The following is a 22,336-nucleotide window of genomic DNA, read 5'->3' as shown; positions in this document are numbered from 1 at the left end:
CCTCAACCGCGCAGGCGGAAATTCAACAGGATGCTGGTATTGCGCGAGGGGGTTTCGCCGCCCTCGTTTTCAGCATCGTCTTTCTTCTGTTGCTCCTCACGGCGCTGGCGCTGCTGCTCATCCGTTTCATTCTGGAAGATCAGCGGACCGGGGCTGAAGATATCGCGCAGGCTGCCGCCCTTACGCTCCAACTGCGCGAGGAAAGCATCAATCCGGTCGCGGGTTTCCGCATCAATCGGATCGGGCTGATCGCCGCCGCCGCCTTCTCCACCGTCGCCTTCGCCCTCACCATCACCGCCGCCAGTATCGGGCGGGATATAGTCGGTAAAGGTCAGGTCCTGCCCGCTGGGGTCGTATAGATCGACGCCGTTTTGATCCTGCGCCCCCTCGGTGGATAGAACCCAAACGGGGTAGAGCGGCTCGGCCACCACCGGATCGCTCACCGGCACCGTGTCCACTTGCCCTCGCCGTATGGCGTTGCTCAGGTCCGGCCCGTTCAGATCGATCAGACCCGCACTGCCAAAGGCATCCACCCGCACCTGCTGATCCGTGCGCAGATTGACATCGCCGCTTTGCGAGGCGAGCAGGCCAATCTCCCCGATCCGGCCCCCAATGCGCGCGGCGATGTGGCGCTGTGCGGCCATGGTCAGATATCCGGTATGGGTCAGCAGGTCCAAATCCAGCGATTGCGCCAGCGTCCCCATCGAGCCGGTCAACGCCCGCAGGTGCAGTTCCTCCGTCGCGATGGTGACAGGGCCGTTGGTGGTGTCGGACCACAGGCTGCCAAGCGCAGTCAGGATCACATGCCCCCCCGCGCCGCTGGCGACAGTCGGTTGCACCTGCCCGTTGCCGCGCAGGGTCAGATCACCGCCCGCGACAATATCCACATCGCCCAGATCGGTAACGGCCTGCTCCAATATCAACGTATCGCTTTCCAACACGGCAATGGTGCCACGCTCGGCGCGTATATCCAGCCGGTTTAGCTGTGTCCGCAGGGGGGCCTCGGCCCGCGACTGGATTTCCTTGACCTCAATCGTGGTCAATGCGCCCTGCCCATTTGCGGTCAGGTCAATGCTGCCATCCGTACCACCCGCAACCGAAACCCCGCGCACGATGATCGCATCGCCCGCACCATCGCGCAGGCTCTCGACCCCCGTGGCGCGAATGTGGTTGGTGGCGATCAGGCTGACCAGACCGGAATTGGGCGCGGTGCCGACAATCCCGCCGCCATCCTCGACGATAATATCGGCGGGCCGCGCGGCGTAATCACCGCCCAGCGGACCACCGGCGGCGATGTCCACGCTCCAGCCCTCGATCCGGCCGGTGCTGCCAACGGTCACACCGTTGATGCCGTTCAGCGTCAGGTCCGCACCGGACAGCGTGCCGTTCACCATCAGGCTGTTGGCATTCAGCACCAGGCGACCGGCCTGCGTTTCGCCAAGGGCGCTATCCGTGATCGTCACCTGCGTATCATAGGCATTGACCACTAGCTCATCAAAGGCACCGCCCATGCGCAACCCGCGCAGTTCCGTCGCGGGGGCGTCCAGCACCAGCTGCTGACCGGCGCGGGTAAAGCCCAACGTCCCGCTCAGAACCGCCGCATCCACATCCAGCCGGTCATCCAGCAGCGAGGTTGTGATGATCTCCACCTCATCCGCGCGCACTGTGCCCAGGTCCAGGCTGGCCCCGTCCACGTTCGAGCGGGTGATGATGCTGGCCATCCCCCCCGCCTGAACCAGCGTATAGGTGCCGGTCGAGGTGGATCGCAGCGTCGCATCATTGCTGGCAATCACGCGCTGTACCTGCGCTGTTGCCGCCTGATCCACGCCAAAGCCCATGCCGTTATCAATCTGGCGCCCCGCATTCAGGATCACATCACGACCGCGAATTTCGCGGGCGGCGATGCTGTTGCCAATATCCAGCGAGACAGTCCCCCCGCCAATGATCCGCCCATCAGCGGCGGCATAGAGTTGCAGCGGCGCGGTGGCATCTGCCACGTCCAGCGTCCACGCGCTCAACGACAGATCGCCCGTCGCCCGTAGGTCCAGCGTACTGGGCATGGACAGCAAACTGGCAGCCTCGATCGACAGGTTGCCCGAATGGGTCGGCATCCGCTGCACCACCACATCATAGGCGCTATAGGTCAGGTTGCGCGCATCGGTCTGCGCCACCAGATCCAGCGTGATCTGGCTGCCATCCACCGCGATCACCACATCGGCATCCGCACCACCGCTCAACCCGCTGATGCTCAGATCAGAGGTGTTCAGGATATTCGCCCCGATCCCGCTGGCCCGACCCCAGATATCATTGACCCGCGTTTCAATCGCATTATCCGCCGTGCCAAATCCGGCGGTAAAGATGTTGAGCTGCGCGCCCTCCACATCCGCCACGACCTGCGTGGCCAAGGTATTGCCACCATAGCGCCCGTCATTGCCCGCATCCAGAATGGCACCATCCTGCGCGATAAACGTCACATCCCCGGGGGTGGAGATTGCCGCCGCGACCTGCCTGCCCGAAAATCCGGTATCGCCCGACAGGGTCAGCGACCCGTCCTCGATGGTCAGGCGCAAATCATCGCCCGCCGTGATGCGACCGGCGGTCATGTCGCCCTCGATCGTCAGGTCAATCGCGCCGCCTGCATCGATCCGAGTGCGCGCGCTGCTATCACTGGCCGCGATCCGCAAACCGCCACCAATATCACCGGATGCGCTCAGCGTGACCTGCGCCGCACGCAATGTGCCGTCGCCTGCATTTTGCGCGGCGGTCAGATCACCGCCCGCCGCCACAATCCGCGCCACGCCGGTATCTGCGCGCAGGGACGCAATCTGTAGATCACCCGCTGCCCTGCGCCCGATATGCACATCGCCGGTGGCCCGTGCATCCAGAATGATCGGGGCGTTATTAGGGCCTGCCAGCTCGATCTGCTGATCCAGCGATCCGATGCTGCCGCCCGCCGCCTCAATCACCACATTCGCGCCGCGCACATGGGTCGCGCCGGAGCCGCTATTGCCATCACTGCGCAGGCGGCCAATCACGTCGCCGCCTACCTTGATCCGCGTGCTGCCGGTGGCGCTGATCCGCTCGACCAGCATGTCGCCCTCGGACCCGACAAAGGCCAGCGTATCGCCGCCATCCTCGCGCTCTGCCTCGATATACACACCGCCGGAAACCGACCCGTCAGGGTTCAGACCGGCATCAATGTCCAGATCCTGCTGCCCGCGAATGCGGATCACGTTGATGGGGGCGCCGACACGCTCGATATCGTCACGCTCGGCTGTGGCCAGCGCGATCAACAGGCTGCGCGGGATTTCGGCACCGCCGCGCAAGTCCCAGATCGTGCCAAGCCCGATGGAATTGCTGCTCTCGTCTGTGATGACGGTGCCCAGCACGCTGTCCTCACCGACCTGCTGCGCCCATAGACGCACGCCACCGGCGGCGGCGATATTTGCCTGCTCGACCTCTATCTCCGTATCGCTGGCGGCAACCACGAAATCGCGGCGCAAACCAACATCCAGATCGCGGGCGAAATCGAGGCCGAAGGTCTCCTCGATCCGCGCCACGGTCGCGGCGTCCAGAACGGGGGTGTAGCTGTCAGGTTGCGCACCCGGATTTGCCTGCCGGATCGCGTAGCCATCGGCATAGAGCGCGGCACGGCGCGCCTGTTCCGCGACCAACATATCGGGGGTGAAGCCCGCATCGGTCAGGCTTTGCTGCTCCGCCATGCTCAACGCGCCATCGAAACCGGCATCATAGGCGACGCCCTGCACCGCGCTGACATCCAGATAGAAGGCAAGCGCCTGCACTTGGCGGGTTTTCTCTGCCTCAATCTCCACTGCGACGCGCTGCGCATTAGTGTTGCCGTTTTCGTCGATCAGGCCGATCTGCTGCCAGAATGCCTTTAGCGCGGCCTCCTCGGCAAAAATATCGGTCACGTCATTCTCGTTCGCATCGACCATCGTGCCGGTGGTCCGCATCCAGACATCGCCGGTCAGGCTTTCAACCCGCCCGATCAACAGGCGCGTCTGGTCACCATCGGTGCCGCGCGCATGGTCCATCCGCACATCATCGCGCGCACTGGCATTCAGAACGCCATCGCCGGTGACAATATGCAAATCCGCCACCAGATTACCGATGCCACCCTCACGCGAAATCAGCGTCAGCCCGTTTTGCGAACGCACATCCGGCGTCACCACATTGCTGATCTGATCGTTGATGATCGACCCGTTGGCGCGCAATTCGACCACGTCGCCGGACACCGTTCCCAGCACCAGACCCGTCGCCCGCGATTCCAGCCGCACATCCCCCGCGCCCGCATCCGCGCTGAGCGATAGGGACGGGAACAGGCTGTCATATTGGTCCAGCGAGGATTGATGGATTTGCAACGCCTGCAACCCACCGCCGCCAATGCCATCGCCCGACAGGTCGATATTGCGGCCCCGGATCAAGGCATCCGCCGTCACACCGGTCACGCTGCCATGGGTCGAGGATACGGCGATCCCCGCCCCCTCACTGCGGACAAGGCCCGCCAGCTCCACATCCCCACCATTGCTGATGTCGATGGAGCCGTAGCGTTCACCGCGCAGCTCGATATCAATCGGGCTATCGGCGCGGAAGCTGTGGCTGTGCACCTCGCCGCCCGCGCCAATGCTGGCATCGTCCGTGCGGCTATAGCGATAGAACAGACCCGCGCCCTGATCCACAACCTGCGCATCGCCCACCACGCGGGTGGCCAGATCGGCGGGGTTGTTGGGGTGGCGCGTGGTTTCAACCTCGTACTGGATATAGGGGATCAAACCGCCATTGGCGTCGATCTGGTACTGGGTGCTGCGCGGCCCGCCATAGCCCGGGATAACGCTCTCCACCCCGTTTTGCGTGACGAGGATATCGCGATCCAGCGGGAAGGCAGGATCATCGCCGCCGGTTCCCTCAAAGGTGGTGACACGGTAGCGGCTCAACGCATCGGTAGCATTGGCATTGACCACAAAGCGGGTATCGATCAGCTCGATCCGGCCGCGCACACCATCGGCGCCGCCGGTGTCGATCTGGCCCAAGCGCAGCGTCTTGTCGCTGTCCGAATTGATCGAGATATCCGAATAGCCATCGAGAACCGAAATCTCGCCACCGCCGGTCGAGATAATCTGACCCGCGATGCGCACCTGCCCGCCACTGGACACGGCACGCTCGATTTCCAGACGGTCGGCATCCGCATCATACCACACGGCCAGATTGCCGGTGATGCCGGTATAGGGCGCGGTATCGTCCAGCGGATCATGCAGCAGCGCGCGGCCCGTGCCGCCCATCTGGTTCACCAGAATGTTGTCGATATAGCTGTCCGCATAGCTGGAAATATCCAGCGTCACATCGGGCTGGCCCGCCTCGATCCGCGCATTCACATTGACCCACGTGCCGTAGATCGAGACGTTATTGGCGATGATCCCCGGCGTATCCTGCCCCAGATCGTCGGGCGTGATCAGCGCGGTCAAACCGCCACCACGTGCGGCCTCGATCAGCTCCAGCTCGGCCCGCGTCTGTGCCGCCGCATCGCCGCCCGCATTGCGCAATCCGTCAACGAAGCCGACCAGAACACTGCCCTGCGCCGCGCTGATCTGCGCGCTATCGGCGATCAGGTTCCCTTGCAGCAGGATATTGCCCTTGGTCGCGTTCAGCGATACCGCGCCGGACCGGTTGATCAGATCGCCAAAGGCAAAGATGCTGCCCTGCGCGTCCACATCAATCCCGCCCGATCCGGTGCCCGCCGCCTCGAATGTCAGGTCAGGCGTCGCCAATCCGGCCGAGGACGACCCGAACGAGGACAGACCCGATGTCGTAATCCGGCCCCGTGCCTCGCTGGCATCGAACCCGTTCAGCGCCGCCGCGCCCGCATTGCTGCGCACGGTCACACCGTCCAGCAGAACCGCGCCGGGGCGGTCGGGAATGATAATATCGTTGAGGAAGACAGCCATGTTGTCCTCATCCGCGTCGATCCGAACACCCGCATTGGTGCTGGCGGCCAAGGTGCCGCCGCCGGTCAGATAACCGCCATCAACGGTGATATCCGCGCCATCCACCTGCAAATCCTCAACCATCAGCAGGTTCACGAAATTGCCGGGCAGATCGGAGGCCAGAACCTCGAACTGGCCGGTGACTTCGGCGATTTGCAGGTCCATCAGGGCGACCGCACCGGTATTGCCATCGGCCTCGAACGCGGCGCGTTGGCGGCGCAGCGGGGCCAGAACCACATCGCGCAGCAGCGCCACACGCAGGCGCAGAACATAGGCGGGGATGTTGTCGGTATCGGTGATAACCGGCCCGTTCGGCCCGTCGGTAAACTCACCATTCGCGTTGACATAAATGCCGATATCCGCCGCCAGACCGGACCGGATCACCGCGCCCACCGGCACCGTGACGCCGGTATTTTCGGTCAGGGCACGGGTTTGCGTGCCGACAATGTCCAGATCAACCTCGTCCGCGCCGATGAAATCACCCAGGAAGTTGATGATCCCCTCCGCGCTCTCGGTCCACAGGTTTTTGCCAAGCGCCGTAGCACCGATCGAGGCAGTGCCCCGCTGCGTGCTCAACCCGACGGAGCCGCCCGCCTCGATCAAGCCACCGGTCACGATGGTCGAGGTCAGATCCGCCCGCGAAATCGCAACCGGCGCACGGTCCAGCGGTACAAAGCTGTCCGAACGATAGCCCGCCCGCGAAATCGCCTCCGCGCTGCGCAATCCTGCCGTGCTGCGGCCTGTGGTCAGCGTAATGTCCTGCTGGCCCAGAATGGCCGAACCAGCCGCCAGCGCGATCCGGTCCTGTGCATCATAATCCGACTGCGCCGACACCGTGATCCGCGATCCGGCGGCAAGGGTATAGACGCTGGCATCCGCCACCGCCCCGCCCTGCGTTCCGACAGAAATCGCCATATCACCGGCGGCGCTCAGGGTGCTGCCGCTGTCCATTTCAAACAGCGCATCATTGCTGATACCGGTGCGACTGCGCGCAACCGGCAGGCTGGCGCCCTCAACCGTGCTGATCTCCGTCGCCGTGCTGGCCCGCGCGGTCGAGGCTACGTTGATGTCCAGCGCGCCCGAGCGGCTGGTCTGTTCCAGCAACGCCCCATTGGCCATGCGGATATATCCGTCCAGCGCCAGATCGGCCTCGGCCTCGATCCCCGTTGAACCGACACCGCCGCCCGACCCGCCCCGTGCATCGGGGGTGCTGGTGGTGCTGCGGATCAGCGCCGTGATCACATCCAGATCAATGGTTCCGGCGGCAATCTGCGCCCCGCCCAGAACCGTAACCCCGCTTTGCGTGGCCACATCCGCATCGGATGACGCCGCCGCCCGCCCGATTGCGCTGATCAGCGCCGTATCGGCCAGCGCGGAATAGCGCACCGCGTGATCCGTTCCCGCCTGCAAGGTTCCCGCGACCAGCACATCACCGCCACTGCTCAGGTCCACCTGCGTGGCGGAGCTCGCGTCCACCGCTGCCTCGGTCAAGCTGACCGCCAGCACACCGCCGCCATCCCCCTGCGCGGAGGCATCCACATCCTGATCCGTTTCGGCCTGCGCCCGCGCAATGGCCGCCTGACCGCTGGCATCCAGCCACGTCGTGACCTGCCCCGCCGCAATTGCCTGCGCCTGCGCCGCCCCGCCGGAACCAAAGCCGCCAATCGCCGTGCTATCCGCATCCGCCGTGATCGCACCGGATTGCTGCGCCAAAACGCCCGCCGTACCGCTCAGGTCCAGCACGCCGCCCAGCGTTGCATCCACCAGCGACGCATCCCGCGCCACCGCGATGGAGCCTGCCCCCGCCACGCCCAACGCACCCGATCCGGCCAGCGCGCTGGCAGCCACATCGCCGCTATTCGCCGCGCTCAGGCCCAGATCGCCGCCGTCCACGGTAACCTGCGCATCCGAGCGCACATCCAGCACCCGCGCCACATCCACATCGGCCCGCGTGATCCCGCCCGCAATCGCGGCGGCCCCCGAAATACCCGAAGCATGCGCCGTCCGGTTGCCCGAAATCGCACCGGTAATCTGCGTCTGCGCCGCATCAACCTGCGTACCATTCAGAGCCACGCCAACCGCGCTGCGATCCGACAGTTCCGCGTTCAGCAAGGCCCCCGCCGCCCCCAGCGCAATCGCGTTCGACGCCACACGCACCTGTTGCGCGGCGGCTATCGCGCCGCTGATCGACAGGTCCTGCGCGGTCAGGGATGCAGCACCGACCTGTACAGAAGCAGCGCTGCGATCCTCGATCCCCGCCTGCATCCCCGTTGCCGCAGCGGTGCCCGCAATCGCACTGCCCGAAACGCGCACATCGGCGGCATTCGCGCCCTGCGCGTCCAGCGCAATCCGCGTGCCCTCAACCACCACATCGTCATTGATAATCAGCGTTGCATCACGGCTCTGAACCAGATCCGCCACGGCAAGGCCCACCGCCGCGTTCAGGCCAACCGTTCCGGCATAGCCGGTGACATTACTGCCGCCGCCGCTCGTGCGCGCAGCAACCTGCACATCACCACCGGATCGCAGCAACGCGCCGCGCGCGATTTCCGCCACAACATCGGTGTTCACATCGGTCACCGCATGACCCGCCGTTGCGGCCAGACCACCGGCAATGCCCAATCCGCCCGCAACCGTGGTGGTCGTGGTGGTATCCTGCGCGGCAACCACGATACCGCCCTGCGCCACGATCTGCGCATCGGTGCCAACCTGCGCCACGGTGCGATCAGCGCCCGCCGCGCCAAGACCGGTCAGCTTTTGCCCGACCGCATCGCGGCGCGCCGCAACCTCGGCTGCCTCGGCCGTGCCGGTCTGCCCTGCGCGCAGGTAATCGGTGCCGCCCTGCGCCAAGCCATCATCCCCCGACAGCGCCTGACCCGCATCCGCCGTATCGTCCAGATCATCGCCATCCGCCCCGCCGCCAATCAGCGTGCGCGCGGTGATGTAGTTGATCGTGCCACCAATACCGACTGCCAGCGCATGGGCACTGGTGCCCAGATCACGTTCCGTCAGCGCACGCAGGGACACCGTATCGCGGGCGTGGATTTGCGCATCATCGCCCAGAACAGCCTCAGTCACCGCATTGCTGGACAGGATCGCAACGGTGCCGCCGACCGATCCACCTGTCAGCGACAGCGCCCCGCCGCGTACCATTCCCTTTGCCGCATCGCGGGGGCCGATATCCTGATAGGCCAGAATATCCACCGCGCCGACCTGCTGCGCGCTGGTCCCGATACGGCTGTGATCGCCGACATCGACGCTAGAAACCGTATCGACAAATCCGGTCACAACCGCCCCATGCGCCCCGCCTAGCGCGGCCAGAACCGTGCCGACCTCCAGCTCCGCGCTCAGGCCAAGATGCGCGTTCAGGTTAATCTGCTCGCCCTGCAAAACCGTATGATCCATGGTGGTGCCATCAACAATCACCACCTGCGCGCTGTCCACCGCATCCAGCACCAGAACCGAGCCGACAGCCGCCCCGATCGCCCCGCCAATTCCTGCGGTTTGCAAGGAGATATCGCGGTCCAGTCGTGCCTCGACCTCAATGTCATCCGCATACAGACCGGCCCGGTCAAGGCGGGCCAGAACCGTGCTCTCACCCGAAACAACCGTCACAGCACCGGCCACACCGGCATAACCACCCAGCCCTGCCGCAACATCCGTGCTGGTGATCCGGTCCGCGCCCCGCGCCAGAACCGCGACCTGCCCCTCGGCAATCAGATCGCCGCGCAGAACCTCCGCCATGATTTCACGGGCCGTCACGATGGTCGAGGACGCCGCCCCGACCCCCGCCGCACCGCCGCCACCGCCCGCAACAGCAATGTTGCGCAGGGCCAGCGTGCCCGCCGCCTGCACGGTGATGTCATCGCCGCTCATCACCCGCGTGCGCGGTCCGGTTTCGTCGCCAATGCGCGCGATGACCGTATCCTCGACACTGGTCACGCCAACCTGCGCGGCCACGCCCGCCTGTCCGCCAACCGCAACGGTTGCAGCGACAGACCCGTGCGAGATCGCGCTATCCGCCACCACCGAAACACCACGCCGCGTGACGCGGGACAGGGCGTCCAGTTCCTCATCCACATCCGCCAGATCAATATCGCGCAGCCGCACCTGCGTACCGAAACCGGTCACGGCATGGGCGGTCACATTGGCCCCCGCGCCGATCAGCGCCTCGACCCGATTGCGCAGGACCGGAGCGGAAACCGAAACCCCGACCCCCGCCGTGCCGCCCGCCGCGACACCGATCTGCACGTTGGACAGGTCCGCATCCAGCGTGCCTGCCTCGGCCATTTGCCCACCGGAGGCGCCTGCGGCAGTCTCGGCCAAGGCCTCGACAACCACGCTATCCTGCGCCGTCACCTGCCCGCCCTGAATGCTGGCGCGGGTCGTGTCATCGCGTTGCAGAACGCTGACCGAGCCGGTCACGCCCGCCGTGCCACCCGCCGCAATACCAACGCCAACCGCGTTGATCTGCGCATCGGCACGGGCGCGCAGCTCCACATCATCGCCCGCCTGCAAGGTGCCGCCCTGAACCAAAGCCTCGGTCACGCCATCCTTTAGCGCAATGGCAATCCCCGCCGCCACACCCGCCGTGCCGCCCGCGCCAATCGGCACGCTGATCGCGGTCACACTAGGGCGCGAGCTGCCCGCAATGCGGCTATCCTGCGCTTGCACCGCGCCCAGACGGATATCGCCCGTCGCGCTCAAATCGGCCCCGTCCGCAATCGTGCGCACCGTGCCAGCCTGCCGCGCAATCGCCACGCTGGACGCAACGCCCGCCGTGCCGCCAACACCCGCCGCCGTGGCAAGTGCAAGCGTATCGCCGCCGCCAAAGCTCTCCACCGCCAGCGATCCACCGGTCGTTGTGATATCGGTGCCGTCAATCGTGGCAAGCGTTTCGCGATCATCCAGCGCCAACGCCACACCAACCCCGACACCCGCCGTGCCACCCGCCGACAGGATCAACCCGCGCGCGGTGACATCACCACCAGTCTGCGCCGTAGCCTGCATCGAGGCCGCAACGATGCTGCCCTCGGTCAGCTCAATTTCCGTGCGTCGCCGGTCCAGCGCCATGGCAAAACCGCCCGTCGCCCCGACACCGCCGCCAACACCTACACCGATAGCCGTGACATCCAGCGCGCCGATATTGCGCGCGTTCACCGTCACCGCACCGGCAACATCCAGCACTCCATCCAGCGCAGAGCTATCAATTCGGGCCAAGGCACGGGTCCGCGCAATACCGATCCCCGCCACGCCGCCCGCAGCAGTTCCGCCACTGACACCCGCCGCGCCCAAGCGCAGCACCGCATCCGTGTCCGCCGTCGCATTAACCGATAGCGACCCCAGCGCGATATCGCCCGCTCCCTGTACCTGAACCTGCGCCAGAACCAATCCGGCGGATAGCGGCGCCGCGTCCGGCTGCGGATCGGTGTCCACGGTGGCGGCATCCAAGGCACGATCCCCCGCGCCCTCCGCCGCTGCTTGCAGGGCGTCAACTTCCGCTTCCTCGGCCCGCGCCATATCGCCGGTGCGCACGGGATCAGGCGTATTGCCCTGCCCGCCCAGCACCAGAACCAACCCCTCGCCAAAGGCCGAAACCCCCGACGCCACGGCCAGTGCAAAGCTGTTGGCCGTCACGCTCGTCTCGTCCAAGGCCGTCACGCTGGCCGCGCCGGTCAGGCTGGACCCTGCATCCGGCGTGAACAGCGCCGTTGTGCCGCCGCCCTGTTGCAGCAGCGTGAATTTCGCCCCGACCGAGGTGCCGCCACTAACCGCAACATCCACCGTTGTGGCATCCAGATCATCGGCCCGCACGGCGCTGACCGCCGCATTCGTGCCCGTCAACATGCCGCCCAACGTGGCAGAGGTCTCGCGGTCCGTGGTCAGCATCCGGTAGGTCGCGTTGACCCCGACACTTGCCGCCACATTGGCCGAGGCCGCAATCGCCCCCAGATCTGCCGCCGCATGGGCCGAAACCCGTGTGCCGCCGGTCAGGGCCGATCCCTGCGTCGTGCTATCACCAATCCGAGCAGACACATCGCGGGTCAGGATCGTGCTCAACACCTGCGCGCCAATCGCGTTCGAGGACGAAACCGCCACGTCCAGCATCCGCGTTTCCACCGTGCCGCTATCGCGCGCGGCCACATCCAGAACCCCGCCAAACAGGAAACTGCGCGTGCCATCCGCCGCCGCAACGATAGAGCCACCTGCAATCGTGGTGGCCCCGTTGACGTTCACCGCCACGCCGGAGCCGTTCACCCCACCCAGCGCCGCCTGCGCCCGATCCATCCCTGTACGCTGCGCATCCAGCGCAATCGCACCATCGCCCACGATCAGGATATCACGGCTGCGCACGGCAATATCGCGGCTGGAAATCACCGCCGCCGATCCGACACCAACCTGCGAGCCACCCAGATTCAGACCGATTGCGCCGTTGCGGGCCTCGAAATCACGGTCATCTGCGGCCATCGTAGTCAGGGTCGCGCCCTCACCCGCGATCAGGGCCATGACCGGATTGTCGCCGCTCGCAACCTCGCCGCCGATGGTGCTGGAAACGCTGCCCCGCGCCAGAACCAGCGCCGCATTGACCGAAACGCCGGTGCCCTGCCCGCTGCTGAGCGCGAGGCTATCCGCCCGCGTCACGCCACTATCGCGCGCGCCCAGCTCCATCATGCCCGCCGCCACCTGAACATAGCCACGATCCGCGTTCAGCATCAGATCACGCGATCCGGTAATCAGCGCGCTAACCCCGCCGACACGCGGCTGCGATCCCGCGCCGCCCTGCTGTTGAATGGCCCGCGCCACAACCTGCCCACCGCCAAGCGCGGCAATCTGCCCGCCATTGGCCGCGTTCACATCGGCATGGTCCAGACGGATTTCGCCTGTGGTTCCCGCCGTGATCAGACCGACGGAGACCGCAACACTGGCCCCTGCCTCTGCATCCGGCGCGGCCAGCGCGCTGGTCTGCGCCGATGCCGTGCGATCCGCGTCCACCGTGGCGGTGGCGTTGAGCGTATCGACATTCAGCAGCACCTGCGCCGCATCCGTGCCGCTGATCGTGGTTAGCGCGCTAATATCATGTTCATCCAGCGCAAAGCTGACCCCGACCGAGGTGCCCCCACCCTGCTGCCGCACCCCTGCCAGCGTGGTGATTTCCCCGCCAACCTGCGAGGTTAAGCGCAGATCCCGCGCCCCCGTAATGTCGCCCTGATGCAGCGAGGTTACCGCGTCCGTCTGCCCAAGGTTCAGCGCAACACTGCCCGCCACGCGGAATGTCGCGTCGGACTCCCCCTGTTGCCCCGCCGCCAGCGCCCGAACCGTGCCGCGCGCATCGCTGGCCACGGTAATCGCATCGGAGCCGCTGCCATTCATGGCGGTCAGATCGGCGCGCACTTCCATATCGCGCAGGTTGATCGAGGCAGCCCCCGCGATTCCGTTCGTATCGGCCCCCTGAACCAGCGCACCGGTTGCCGTTGTCGCCAACCCTCTGGCCAGCGCATTGATCGACACCGTTCCCGCCGCCGCGCCACCCGTGGCCAGCGACAGCGCCTGCACCTGACTGTCGCCCAGATCCAGCGCGAAGGCACCGGAAATGCCCAGCCCGTAATCGGATTCCCCTGCACCGCCGACATCCTCGGTCTGGCCGGACAGGGCCTCCTCGTCCTCGGCCTCCAGATCGGTGCCCAGAACGCTGCCGACCTTCCACTTGTCATCCTCGTCCGCGCTGCCGTCATCACCCTCACGCCCCGTGCCCGACGCGGCGGAGGTCATGCGGATCGCCGCATCGCTGGCCTGAATGTCCAGACCGGTAATCATCGCGTCAAAGCTGGCCGTGCCCGCAATCCCGTCGCGGGTCAGCGTGCCAAAGACCGCCTGCACCGCGCTATCCTCAAACGCCAACGCCGCGCTTGCCCCGATCGTCACACCGTCCCCGATGCTTTGCGCAAGGGCCGAGGTCACGGTCTGGCTGCTATCCGTTGCGCGCACCACCACATCGCCGGTCAGATCGGCGCGGGGGTCCACCACCGCCTGCACCGCGCGATCCGAGGTCAGGATCGCCAGCGCGCCATTCACGCCAACCGAGGTCGCCGCCCCCTTGGACGTGGCCAAGGTTGCCCGCCGCACAGCACTCTCCGCCTGCGCCGTGGCCGTGCCGGTGATGCTGGCGGTCTGCGAAATTTCGGCCCGCGTCAATTCGTCCCACGCGGTGATCGCAACCGCGCCGCCAATGCCAACGCCCGCGCCGTCCTGACCGGCCAGATAGGTCGCGCGGCCAACCTCATGGCTCAACCCGCGCAGGGCCTGCGCCGCAGCAGACGCATCGCCCGTCACCGCGCCGTCAATCCGCGCCACGGTGGTCAGGTCCACGTTCAGGATACCCGCATCAATGCCGATGCTGACATCCTCACCCGCCGCCGCCGCGCCCTGCGAAACGGACCAATCGCCCGCCGCAATATCGGTGTTCAGCGTGGGCGCCGCATTCCCCGGCGTGACCTCGAAACTATCCTCGACCTGCGCATCGGCACCCACCGCGCGCAGGGCCGCAGCGCGATCCGCATTTGCCTGCGGGTCCAGTTCCACAATCGCGGCGATATCCGCGTTACCGACAATCTGCGAGCCCTCGGCCAGCACCGCCTGCGTGTCGAAATCCAGCGCCAGATAGCCGACCGCCGCCGAAATCCCGACACCGTTCGGGTCGCCTGCCTCACGCTCACCCAGAAACGCATTGGTGCGCACCTGCATCCCCGACACAGCATTGCGCGCCGTCAGGTTTACCGTCCCCGCCGTGATATCCGCCGCCGCAATCGTGGACAGCGCGCCGGTGGCATCATAGCCCTGCCCGCCCAACGTGGCCGTGGTGACATCGCGCTGGCGCAGCACCGTGACCGCACCGGCCAAGCGTGCGGCATCCGCGATCTTGCCCTCCTGCCCGTCGCCGGTGGTATCGGCATCCTCGTTCACATCATCGCCCAGATCGACCAGCTCCGCGCCAACGCCCGCATCGCCTGTGCCGTCATCGCCATCCTCGGCCGCCGCCGTGGTGCGGCCCCCTGCGGCGCGGGTCAGCACGCTGAGCGAAGTCGTCGCCGTCGCATCCACATCCAGCATTCCCGCCGCCGAGCCGTCGCTATTCGCCACCAGCCCGCCAATCGCGGCAGAGGTCACCCCCTCGCCAAAGCCGACATTGCCCGCCATGGCCAGAAACGTATCATCCCCCGCCACCGCATCCGCGTCGAATTGCAGGGTGCGCGTGGTGCGGGCATCCACGTCGATATCATCGCCGAACAGGCCGGTATTCGCGGCGGCATTGTCCACCAGAACCACCGCCCGCGAGCGGCGCACGCTGATCACCGCAGCCGCATCAATGGCCGAGGCATCCCCCGCCCCGACACGCGCGGTCAAGCGATGGGATTCCACCGCATCCGCCCCGATGGTCAAATCACCGCTGGCCCCGATGGCGCTGTCGGTGATGATCGTGTCCGCCGTGACCTCACTGATCGCGATGGTCGCCGATAGCGGCGCATCGGTTGCGCCCAGAATAATATCGGTGGTCGCACCGGAATTCAGCGCCGCATTGCCCGTTCCCGCACCGACAATCGCGCCGTCCACCCGCAGGGCAGCCCCCGATTGCGCGGATTCAGGCGAAATCGAAGCTGAAAACGCCGTCTGCTCTGCCTCATCCCCGCGCGCGGCATCACCGGCATCGCCCACCATATCGGCATTGCCCTGCGCATCGCTGCGGGCCTCGGTGCCGTAATTGGTCTGACCGGTGGTGCCGTCCACCTTGACCCCTGACCGAGCCGTCGCGTCCAGATTCAGCGAGCCACCCAGCACGCGCGACCCCGCGCCCACAACCATATCCGCCCGCGTCGTGACACGACCGGCGGTGGAGCTGGTAATATCCGCCTGCGCCAATCCGGTCAGCGCCCCTGTCGCCACAATATCGGTGGTGTTCACCGTGACCGTCGCGCCCAGATCCAGATCGGACAGGGCCGCCGCCAGACCCAGATTAAAGCCGCTCTCGTCCTCGCCCTCATTCGTTGCGAAATCGAGGCGCAGGTTATCCGCGCCTAGCGATGTCGCCGCAACCGTGGGCTGCGTGCGGGCGATGATGCTGGCCGCGCCCGTGCTCTGAATATCACCGCCGCCTAGCGTAATTTCGCTATCCGCATCCACCGCATAACCGGCCAGCCCGACAACAACCGCCGCCGTGCCATCCTCACCGGTGGGTTGCAGGGATTTCGCATCGGCGTGATGACCCGTCGCGACCTCGGCCAACAGGGCCACATTGCCGCCGCTCAGCCGATCTCCATCATCGGGCTGTGCGGACTGGTCGCCAAACAGAATCCGGGCGTTGGCCTGCGTTGTGCCACCGGCCACGTTGACCCCGACATTCACAAATCCCTGCGAGACCCCGTTCACCGCATCCGCCCGAACCTGACCCGCCGTGCGCGCGTTCAGCGTCAGCATTCCGGTCGTATCGAGGCGCAGCGATTGCAGCGCGATTTCCGCACTGACCGATCCCGTGACCAGCGCCACACCCAGCCCCGCACCGATGCCGCCGCCTGCTTGGGTAACACCGCCACCGCTGGCAATCAGGTTGGACCCCTGCACCGCGTTCAGCACCGCCGCAGCCGCCGTGATCCGCGTTTGGGCGAATCCATCCTGCGCCGCCACAATCCGCGCATCATCGCTGGCCGTGACCAGCGCAACAGCGCCGTTAAAGGCGAACAGACCTTCCTCGGCCTGCGCCGCGTCCTCCTGCTCCTGCTGCTGCTCGGGGGACAGAACCCCCGCCGTGGCCTTCGCGCTCAGATCACCGGAGGTCAGCGCGCTGATCCCCAACGCCCCTGCCGCCTGCGCCGAGGTTCCGATTTCCATCGCGCCAAGGGTGATTTCGCTGCTGCGGGCCTCGGCTTGCAGGGCAAAGGACACGCCCAGCCCGACCGCCCCATCGCCCGAAACACTGCCCGCCTGCGCGATGCTGTCACCCGTTGCACTGGCCAGAATCGTAGCACCGGCGGGCAGGGTCATATCCGCGTCCAGCGCCATTTCCGCCGCCGTGGCCCCCGTGCGGATCGCCGCAGAACCCGACACCGCCACACCGCTGGCATAGCCGGTGGAGCGTGCCGTGACATTCCGCGTCACCGCCTGATCGGCCAGAATCGAAACGCCCGACCCGTCCAGTGCAACCGCCGTAAAGGGCACGACAGCATATTCCACCGGCAGCGGCAGGTAATCATGGGTTTCCACCCGCGCCACAGCCGTGGACCGGTCCAGCGCAACCGCCGCGCCAATGCCAACCGCGCCGTCGCTCGCCGCTGCGCCCTCGGCCGCGCCGGCAATCGTGTTGACCGTGCCGCGATCTGCGGCCTCCAGCAACACGGCTTCGGCACCTGCATTCAGGGTAATCGCGCCCATGCTCAGCAACGCATCCCGTGATCCGGACCCCAGCGCGAACGCTCCGGCCAGATTCAGCGCACCGCCACCGGCCCCCGCCGCACCACCGCCAATCGTGACATCGCGACCGGTGATCAGGGCCCGCGCCGTGACCCCCTCGGCGTTCCACTGCCCGCCCGTCAAATCCGTCTGCACCTGCCGGTTCAGCGCCGATTGCGCGAAGCCTCCGGCCAAGCCCACCGTCACATCCCCCGGCACAACCGCACCGGTCAGGGTCAATACCTGCGCCGCGTCCTGCGCCGTGACAGACAGCACACCATCCAGTTGCGAGAACCCGTTATGGCCCAGCGTCGCCGTGGTTCTGCTGCTGCCGCGCGTCGTTGCATAGGCACCGGACAGGGTGAAACCACCGCGCGCGCCCTCGGTCGGGTTATCCTCCTCGGCGGTCTGAACGGATTCCTCCTCCAGATCGTCCAGCGCCACGCCGCCCACTGCCGCCGGTGCCGTGCGGGTATCGCCATCGCTGGCCCCCTCGGGCCGCTGACCGGCCGAAGCCGCCACGATCACACCGCCAGTGGTCCGCGCCGAAATCTGCAATCCATCCGCATAGAGCGATTCCGCAAAGCCGACCTCGAACAAGGGCGAGCTGGTCGCATAATAGGGGTACTGCCGGTAATCGAGGTCATAGACGCTACCAAGCGCCGCCCGCGTATCCCGATCCAGAATGTTGATCGCCGCCGAGGCCCCAACCCCCACCGTCGCCGCCGCGTTCAGCGTGCCCGCAACGGTGACCAGATCGGTGCCATCCTGCGCGTTGATCCGCAGCGCCGCATCGGGCCGATCCGCAACCGGCATGTCAGGATCAAACCGCGTCTCGCCGATATTGGGCAGCAGCCACGCATAGGTTTGCGCGCTATAGCGGCTCAACGCAAAGGCCCCCGCCAGATCCAGCACTCCGCCCCCCGCGCCAGCACCGGCCAGCGTTGCGATCTCCATCGCTTGGGTCGCGTCAACTGTTGTTCCGAATGAGGTAACCGACCCCTCGTTCACCGCAGAAACCACGCTGTGCACGTCGCTGACCGCAACGCCCGCGCCAATGCCGACCGCCGCGCCGTCGGTCAGGGCCGTCGGGTCATTTGCCTGCGTAACCACGGTGCCAGCAGTGCGCGCAGTGACCGAGAGCTGCTGGATCGCGGCAGTACCATAGCCGTAATCACCACCGGTGCTGTCACCAAAACCATCCCCGAAGCCATCGCCTAAACCGCCCTCGAAGCCGTCGCCTAAACCGCCCTCGAAATCCCCACCGTAATCGCCGTCATAGCCACCATCGTAGCCCCCGTCATAACCACCGTCGCCATAGCCGAACGGCCCGTTCAGATAGGCATCCCGCGCAACATTGGCCTGCGTGTTCAGATCCAGCCGCGTGACCGCCGCCGCGACCGTGGCGCTAACCGCCGTGCCGCTGCCGCTGGTATTGGCGGCAAAGCGGGTGCGCCCATCGGTCAGCAGAGTTTCCACATCGGGCAAGACACTGCCCGCATCGACCCCATCCGCATCCGCCGCAATCGCATCCAGCGCCGCATCCAACCGGCTGTCCTGATCCGCGCCGCCAAACAGCGTTTCTGCGGTGACGGTGATGGTACCCTCCGTCTCGACCGACTGGTCACTGACCTGCGCCAGCGTCTCGATGCCCCACTCGGTCAGGGTGCCCGCAACCATGACGCCCACCGCCGATTGCGCATCGGCCAGCGCGGTCACGTTCACATCGTCCAGCAAGGTGCGCGCCGTCAGCGTGATCGGCGAACCCTGCCCGCTGAAATCATAAACGTTGGAAATCCCGCCGCCCGAGGTGCCATAGCTGGCAAAGTCAGGCCCGCCCAGCTGCACCCCGCCCAGACCTGCGGCGGTGGTGTCGTCATGCAGCGTCAGGACAAAGCCCGCCGTGACATTCGCGCCCGATGCCACATCACCCGCGCTGTCACCGTTCTGCTCGGACAGTTCCTCGCTCGCCGCGGCACCGCTGCGCAAATCATCCTGCGCGTCGGCGCTGGCATCCTCGGCCTGTGCCGCGCCGGTCAGGTCCGCCGCATCGCCGCTATGGGCCTGCGCATCGGCGTGGTAGCGGCTCCACAGGTTTTCCGCCGTGACATCCAGACGGGCAGCGGTGCGGAACGCGCCCGCCGCAATCGCCTCGCTGTCGCTCAATGAAACGATCCCGGCCAAGGCAACCCCCGCCGCATCGCCATTTGCCGCCACCGCGTCGAAATCCAGATCATGCCGCGCCTGCGCCAGAACCTGCGCGCCGTTGTCAAACTCGACCCACGGCTCCATTTCGCCGCTCAGACCGAATGCAGGGTCCAGCGTCACCCGCGCCGCCGAACGCCGGTCCGACACAATCGCCGCCGTGGCAATCATGCCCTCGGCCCGCGCGGTCAGGTTTTGCGTCTCCTGCGTGATGGCGCGAATGGTCACATCACCGGTCGCGCCGATGCGTTGCGGCAGCGGATTCGAGAAACCGAAATCGTAGTAATTGTTCACCGAACTGCCCAGCGAAACGGTCGCCTCGGTATCGCTGCGCACGCCGATTACCGACAGCATATTCGCGTCCGGCGTGATGTTGATATCGGTGGTGGCCAGCGCCTCGATCGTGACATCGCCCAGATCGGCACGGATTTCCGCCGCGTTGGACGTGATATTGGCCGAAGCAGTTGCCACAGCGGGCAGAACCGTCGCCCCCACGGCGGCCAGCTCTCCGGTCAGATAGGCGGCGGCATCGTTGATAATATCCGTCACGCTATCGGCATCGGACAGATTGGCGAAGGCATCGACCTGCGGCACGCTGGTAATATCGAAACCGGCTGTTGCCTGCGCCCGGATCGTCACGCTGCCACCGGTGATCTGCACCTGATTGCCGATGGTAATTCCGGCATGGGCCTGCGCGATACCGGCACTGTCCAGCACCTGATCGGCCACGGCCTCGATCAACACCGCGCCGCCATTATAGAAGGTGGCAAAGCCAAAGCCCCGCCCGCCCTCGGCCCGTATCCGCGCGCCCTCGGCGAAATCAATGATCGGTGCGCGCAGGGTCAGATCGCCGGAATCGCCAGACAGAATGGCGGAATAATTGTCGATCTCCGCCACATCATACAGGTTCTGGGTCGAGATCGTGACATCACGCACATAGATCGCGCCCGACGCCTCCAACACCGTATCCTGACCGGCAAAGTTCTGGTCCTCGCTCAGGATCAGTTCCACCGGATCAATATGCAGCGACCCCAGCGCGCCACTGCCCTGCGCCGCCGCGCTGACCTGTCCAACCACCGTCACCGCGTGCAAGCCCGAGAAATGCACATCCCCGCCTGCACCCGCACCGGTCGCCGTGGCCAGAACCGAACCGCCCGCCGCAATGGTCGCATCGCGCTGTGCCAGAACATCAATCTGGCCGGCATCCGCGCCGCTATCGCCGCGCGCATACACTGCGCCCGAAACGCTGACATCCCGACCGGCCCGCACGGTGATCGCACCGCCCGCATCGCCGGACCGCGCCGTCACCTGCCCGCCGATCACCACGTCGCGGCCAGCCTCGATCAAGACATTGCTGCCCCCGGTATTGGCAAAGGCCCCGACCAGCGCCGCCCGCGCATCAACGGCGGTGGTGCCCCCGATCAGCACATCACGCCCCGCTTGCAGCCGCGCCTGCGCCGCCACGCTGACCTGCCCGTCAATCGCAATATCCGCATCCGCCAGCGGCGCCGTGCCCGCGATCAGCGCATCCCGCGATGCCGCATCCACCACGCCATCCGGCCCGATGATCCCGTCAACAAAGGCCTCGGTCGGCGTCGTCACAGACAAGCTGCCCGCATTCACACGCCCGCCCGCACCAACGATCACGCCATTGGGGTTGGCAATAATCATGGTGCCGCCGATCTGCCCGTCCATGACGGAGTTCAGCGTCCCGTCAATCCGGCTGGCCCGATCGCGCACGATATTGAGGGTGGTATCCGCGCCGGTGGGCACATGCACATTCACCGTCCGCCCCGCGCTGGCATTCAGCGTCCGCAGCGAGTTTATCCCGATCCCGCCCGACAGGGTGCCGGTGCGCACATCGCTGATCAACCCGTTCACCGTAACGGCTGTATTGGTCAGCCCGTCCGGCACCACATCCTGCGCCGCGGCCCCGCCCGCCGACACGATAGAAACAAGCATAACGCACCGCTGCGCCGTTCCCGCCCGCAACCGCGCGCGCAAAGTTCCACAATATGCGTTCATAACTTCCCCCAAAGCTGATGCCTGCGTGACCGCGCAGACTATATATTTCCGCAATGCCTTAGCATAACGCGGTCACGATTTCGCTACATATTGAATAGTTTAACAGATTTTCCCTTGAAAACTGTACAAAGCACTACAGTCCGCACTCAATGTTACAGGCACAGTGATCTGTGGCAGATGGATTCCAGCCCACTGCCGCTATCACCGAGAATTCCAGATTTTCACCTGTTACGTGCGCGTCAAATGGCAGTTTTAACCATACTATACTGCAAAATACCGCCTGAACCCGCACGGCAGGCTGAGGGGATTAGCCGGCCCAATCCCCTCATGCAGATTGGGCCCCCGCCGCTGGGCCGCATTTACGCCAGACGCCGCGCGCACGGAACAACCCTAGCCGCAGGTCAAGGCGCGGCTTGGCACGATTGAGCTTCCTATACTATTCCAAAGTATCTTGTTGGGGGACCGTTGCGTTAATTCTGCTACAACGGATCCACTCTGGGACGCGCGGTGGGTTACGCGCTGTCGAACAGCCTGCGGATGTAGTCGATGCCCCCTTTGACGCCTGATATCTTGTAATGACTGTCACCGGACATTGCAGGCCCGCCCGCTTAATGGTGTTGTTGAGAAAGGCCTTCGCATCGCGTCTGGCAGTCCGGCGGACGCCG

The 22,336-nt window shown here is 65.9% G+C and carries 1 protein-coding gene; it reads right to left on the bottom strand.

Translation table 11 applies throughout. The features are described from left to right. Positions 1-2: 2 nt before the first annotated feature. Positions 3-21,608: a leukotoxin LktA family filamentous adhesin gene (locus CR254_RS13440; protein WP_180955995.1), complete on the bottom strand. Its 21,606-nt coding sequence runs from the start codon at positions 21,606-21,608 to the stop codon at positions 3-5. Positions 21,609-22,336: the final 728 nt, after the last annotated feature.

The sequence above is a fragment of the Pontivivens marinum genome (genome assembly GCF_900231835.1).
Classification (GTDB): Bacteria; Pseudomonadota; Alphaproteobacteria; order Rhodobacterales; family Rhodobacteraceae; genus Pontivivens; species Pontivivens marinum.
The sequence above is the reverse complement of the archived record's forward strand: the minus strand, read 5'-3'. Positions and strand labels throughout refer to the sequence as shown.

Bases quoted from the DNA above. Each gene is read 5' to 3' on its own strand.
- CR254_RS13440 (WP_180955995.1), bottom strand. From the start codon at position 21,608: ATGCTTGTTTCTATCGTGTCGGCGGGCGGGGCCGCGGCGCAGGATGTG.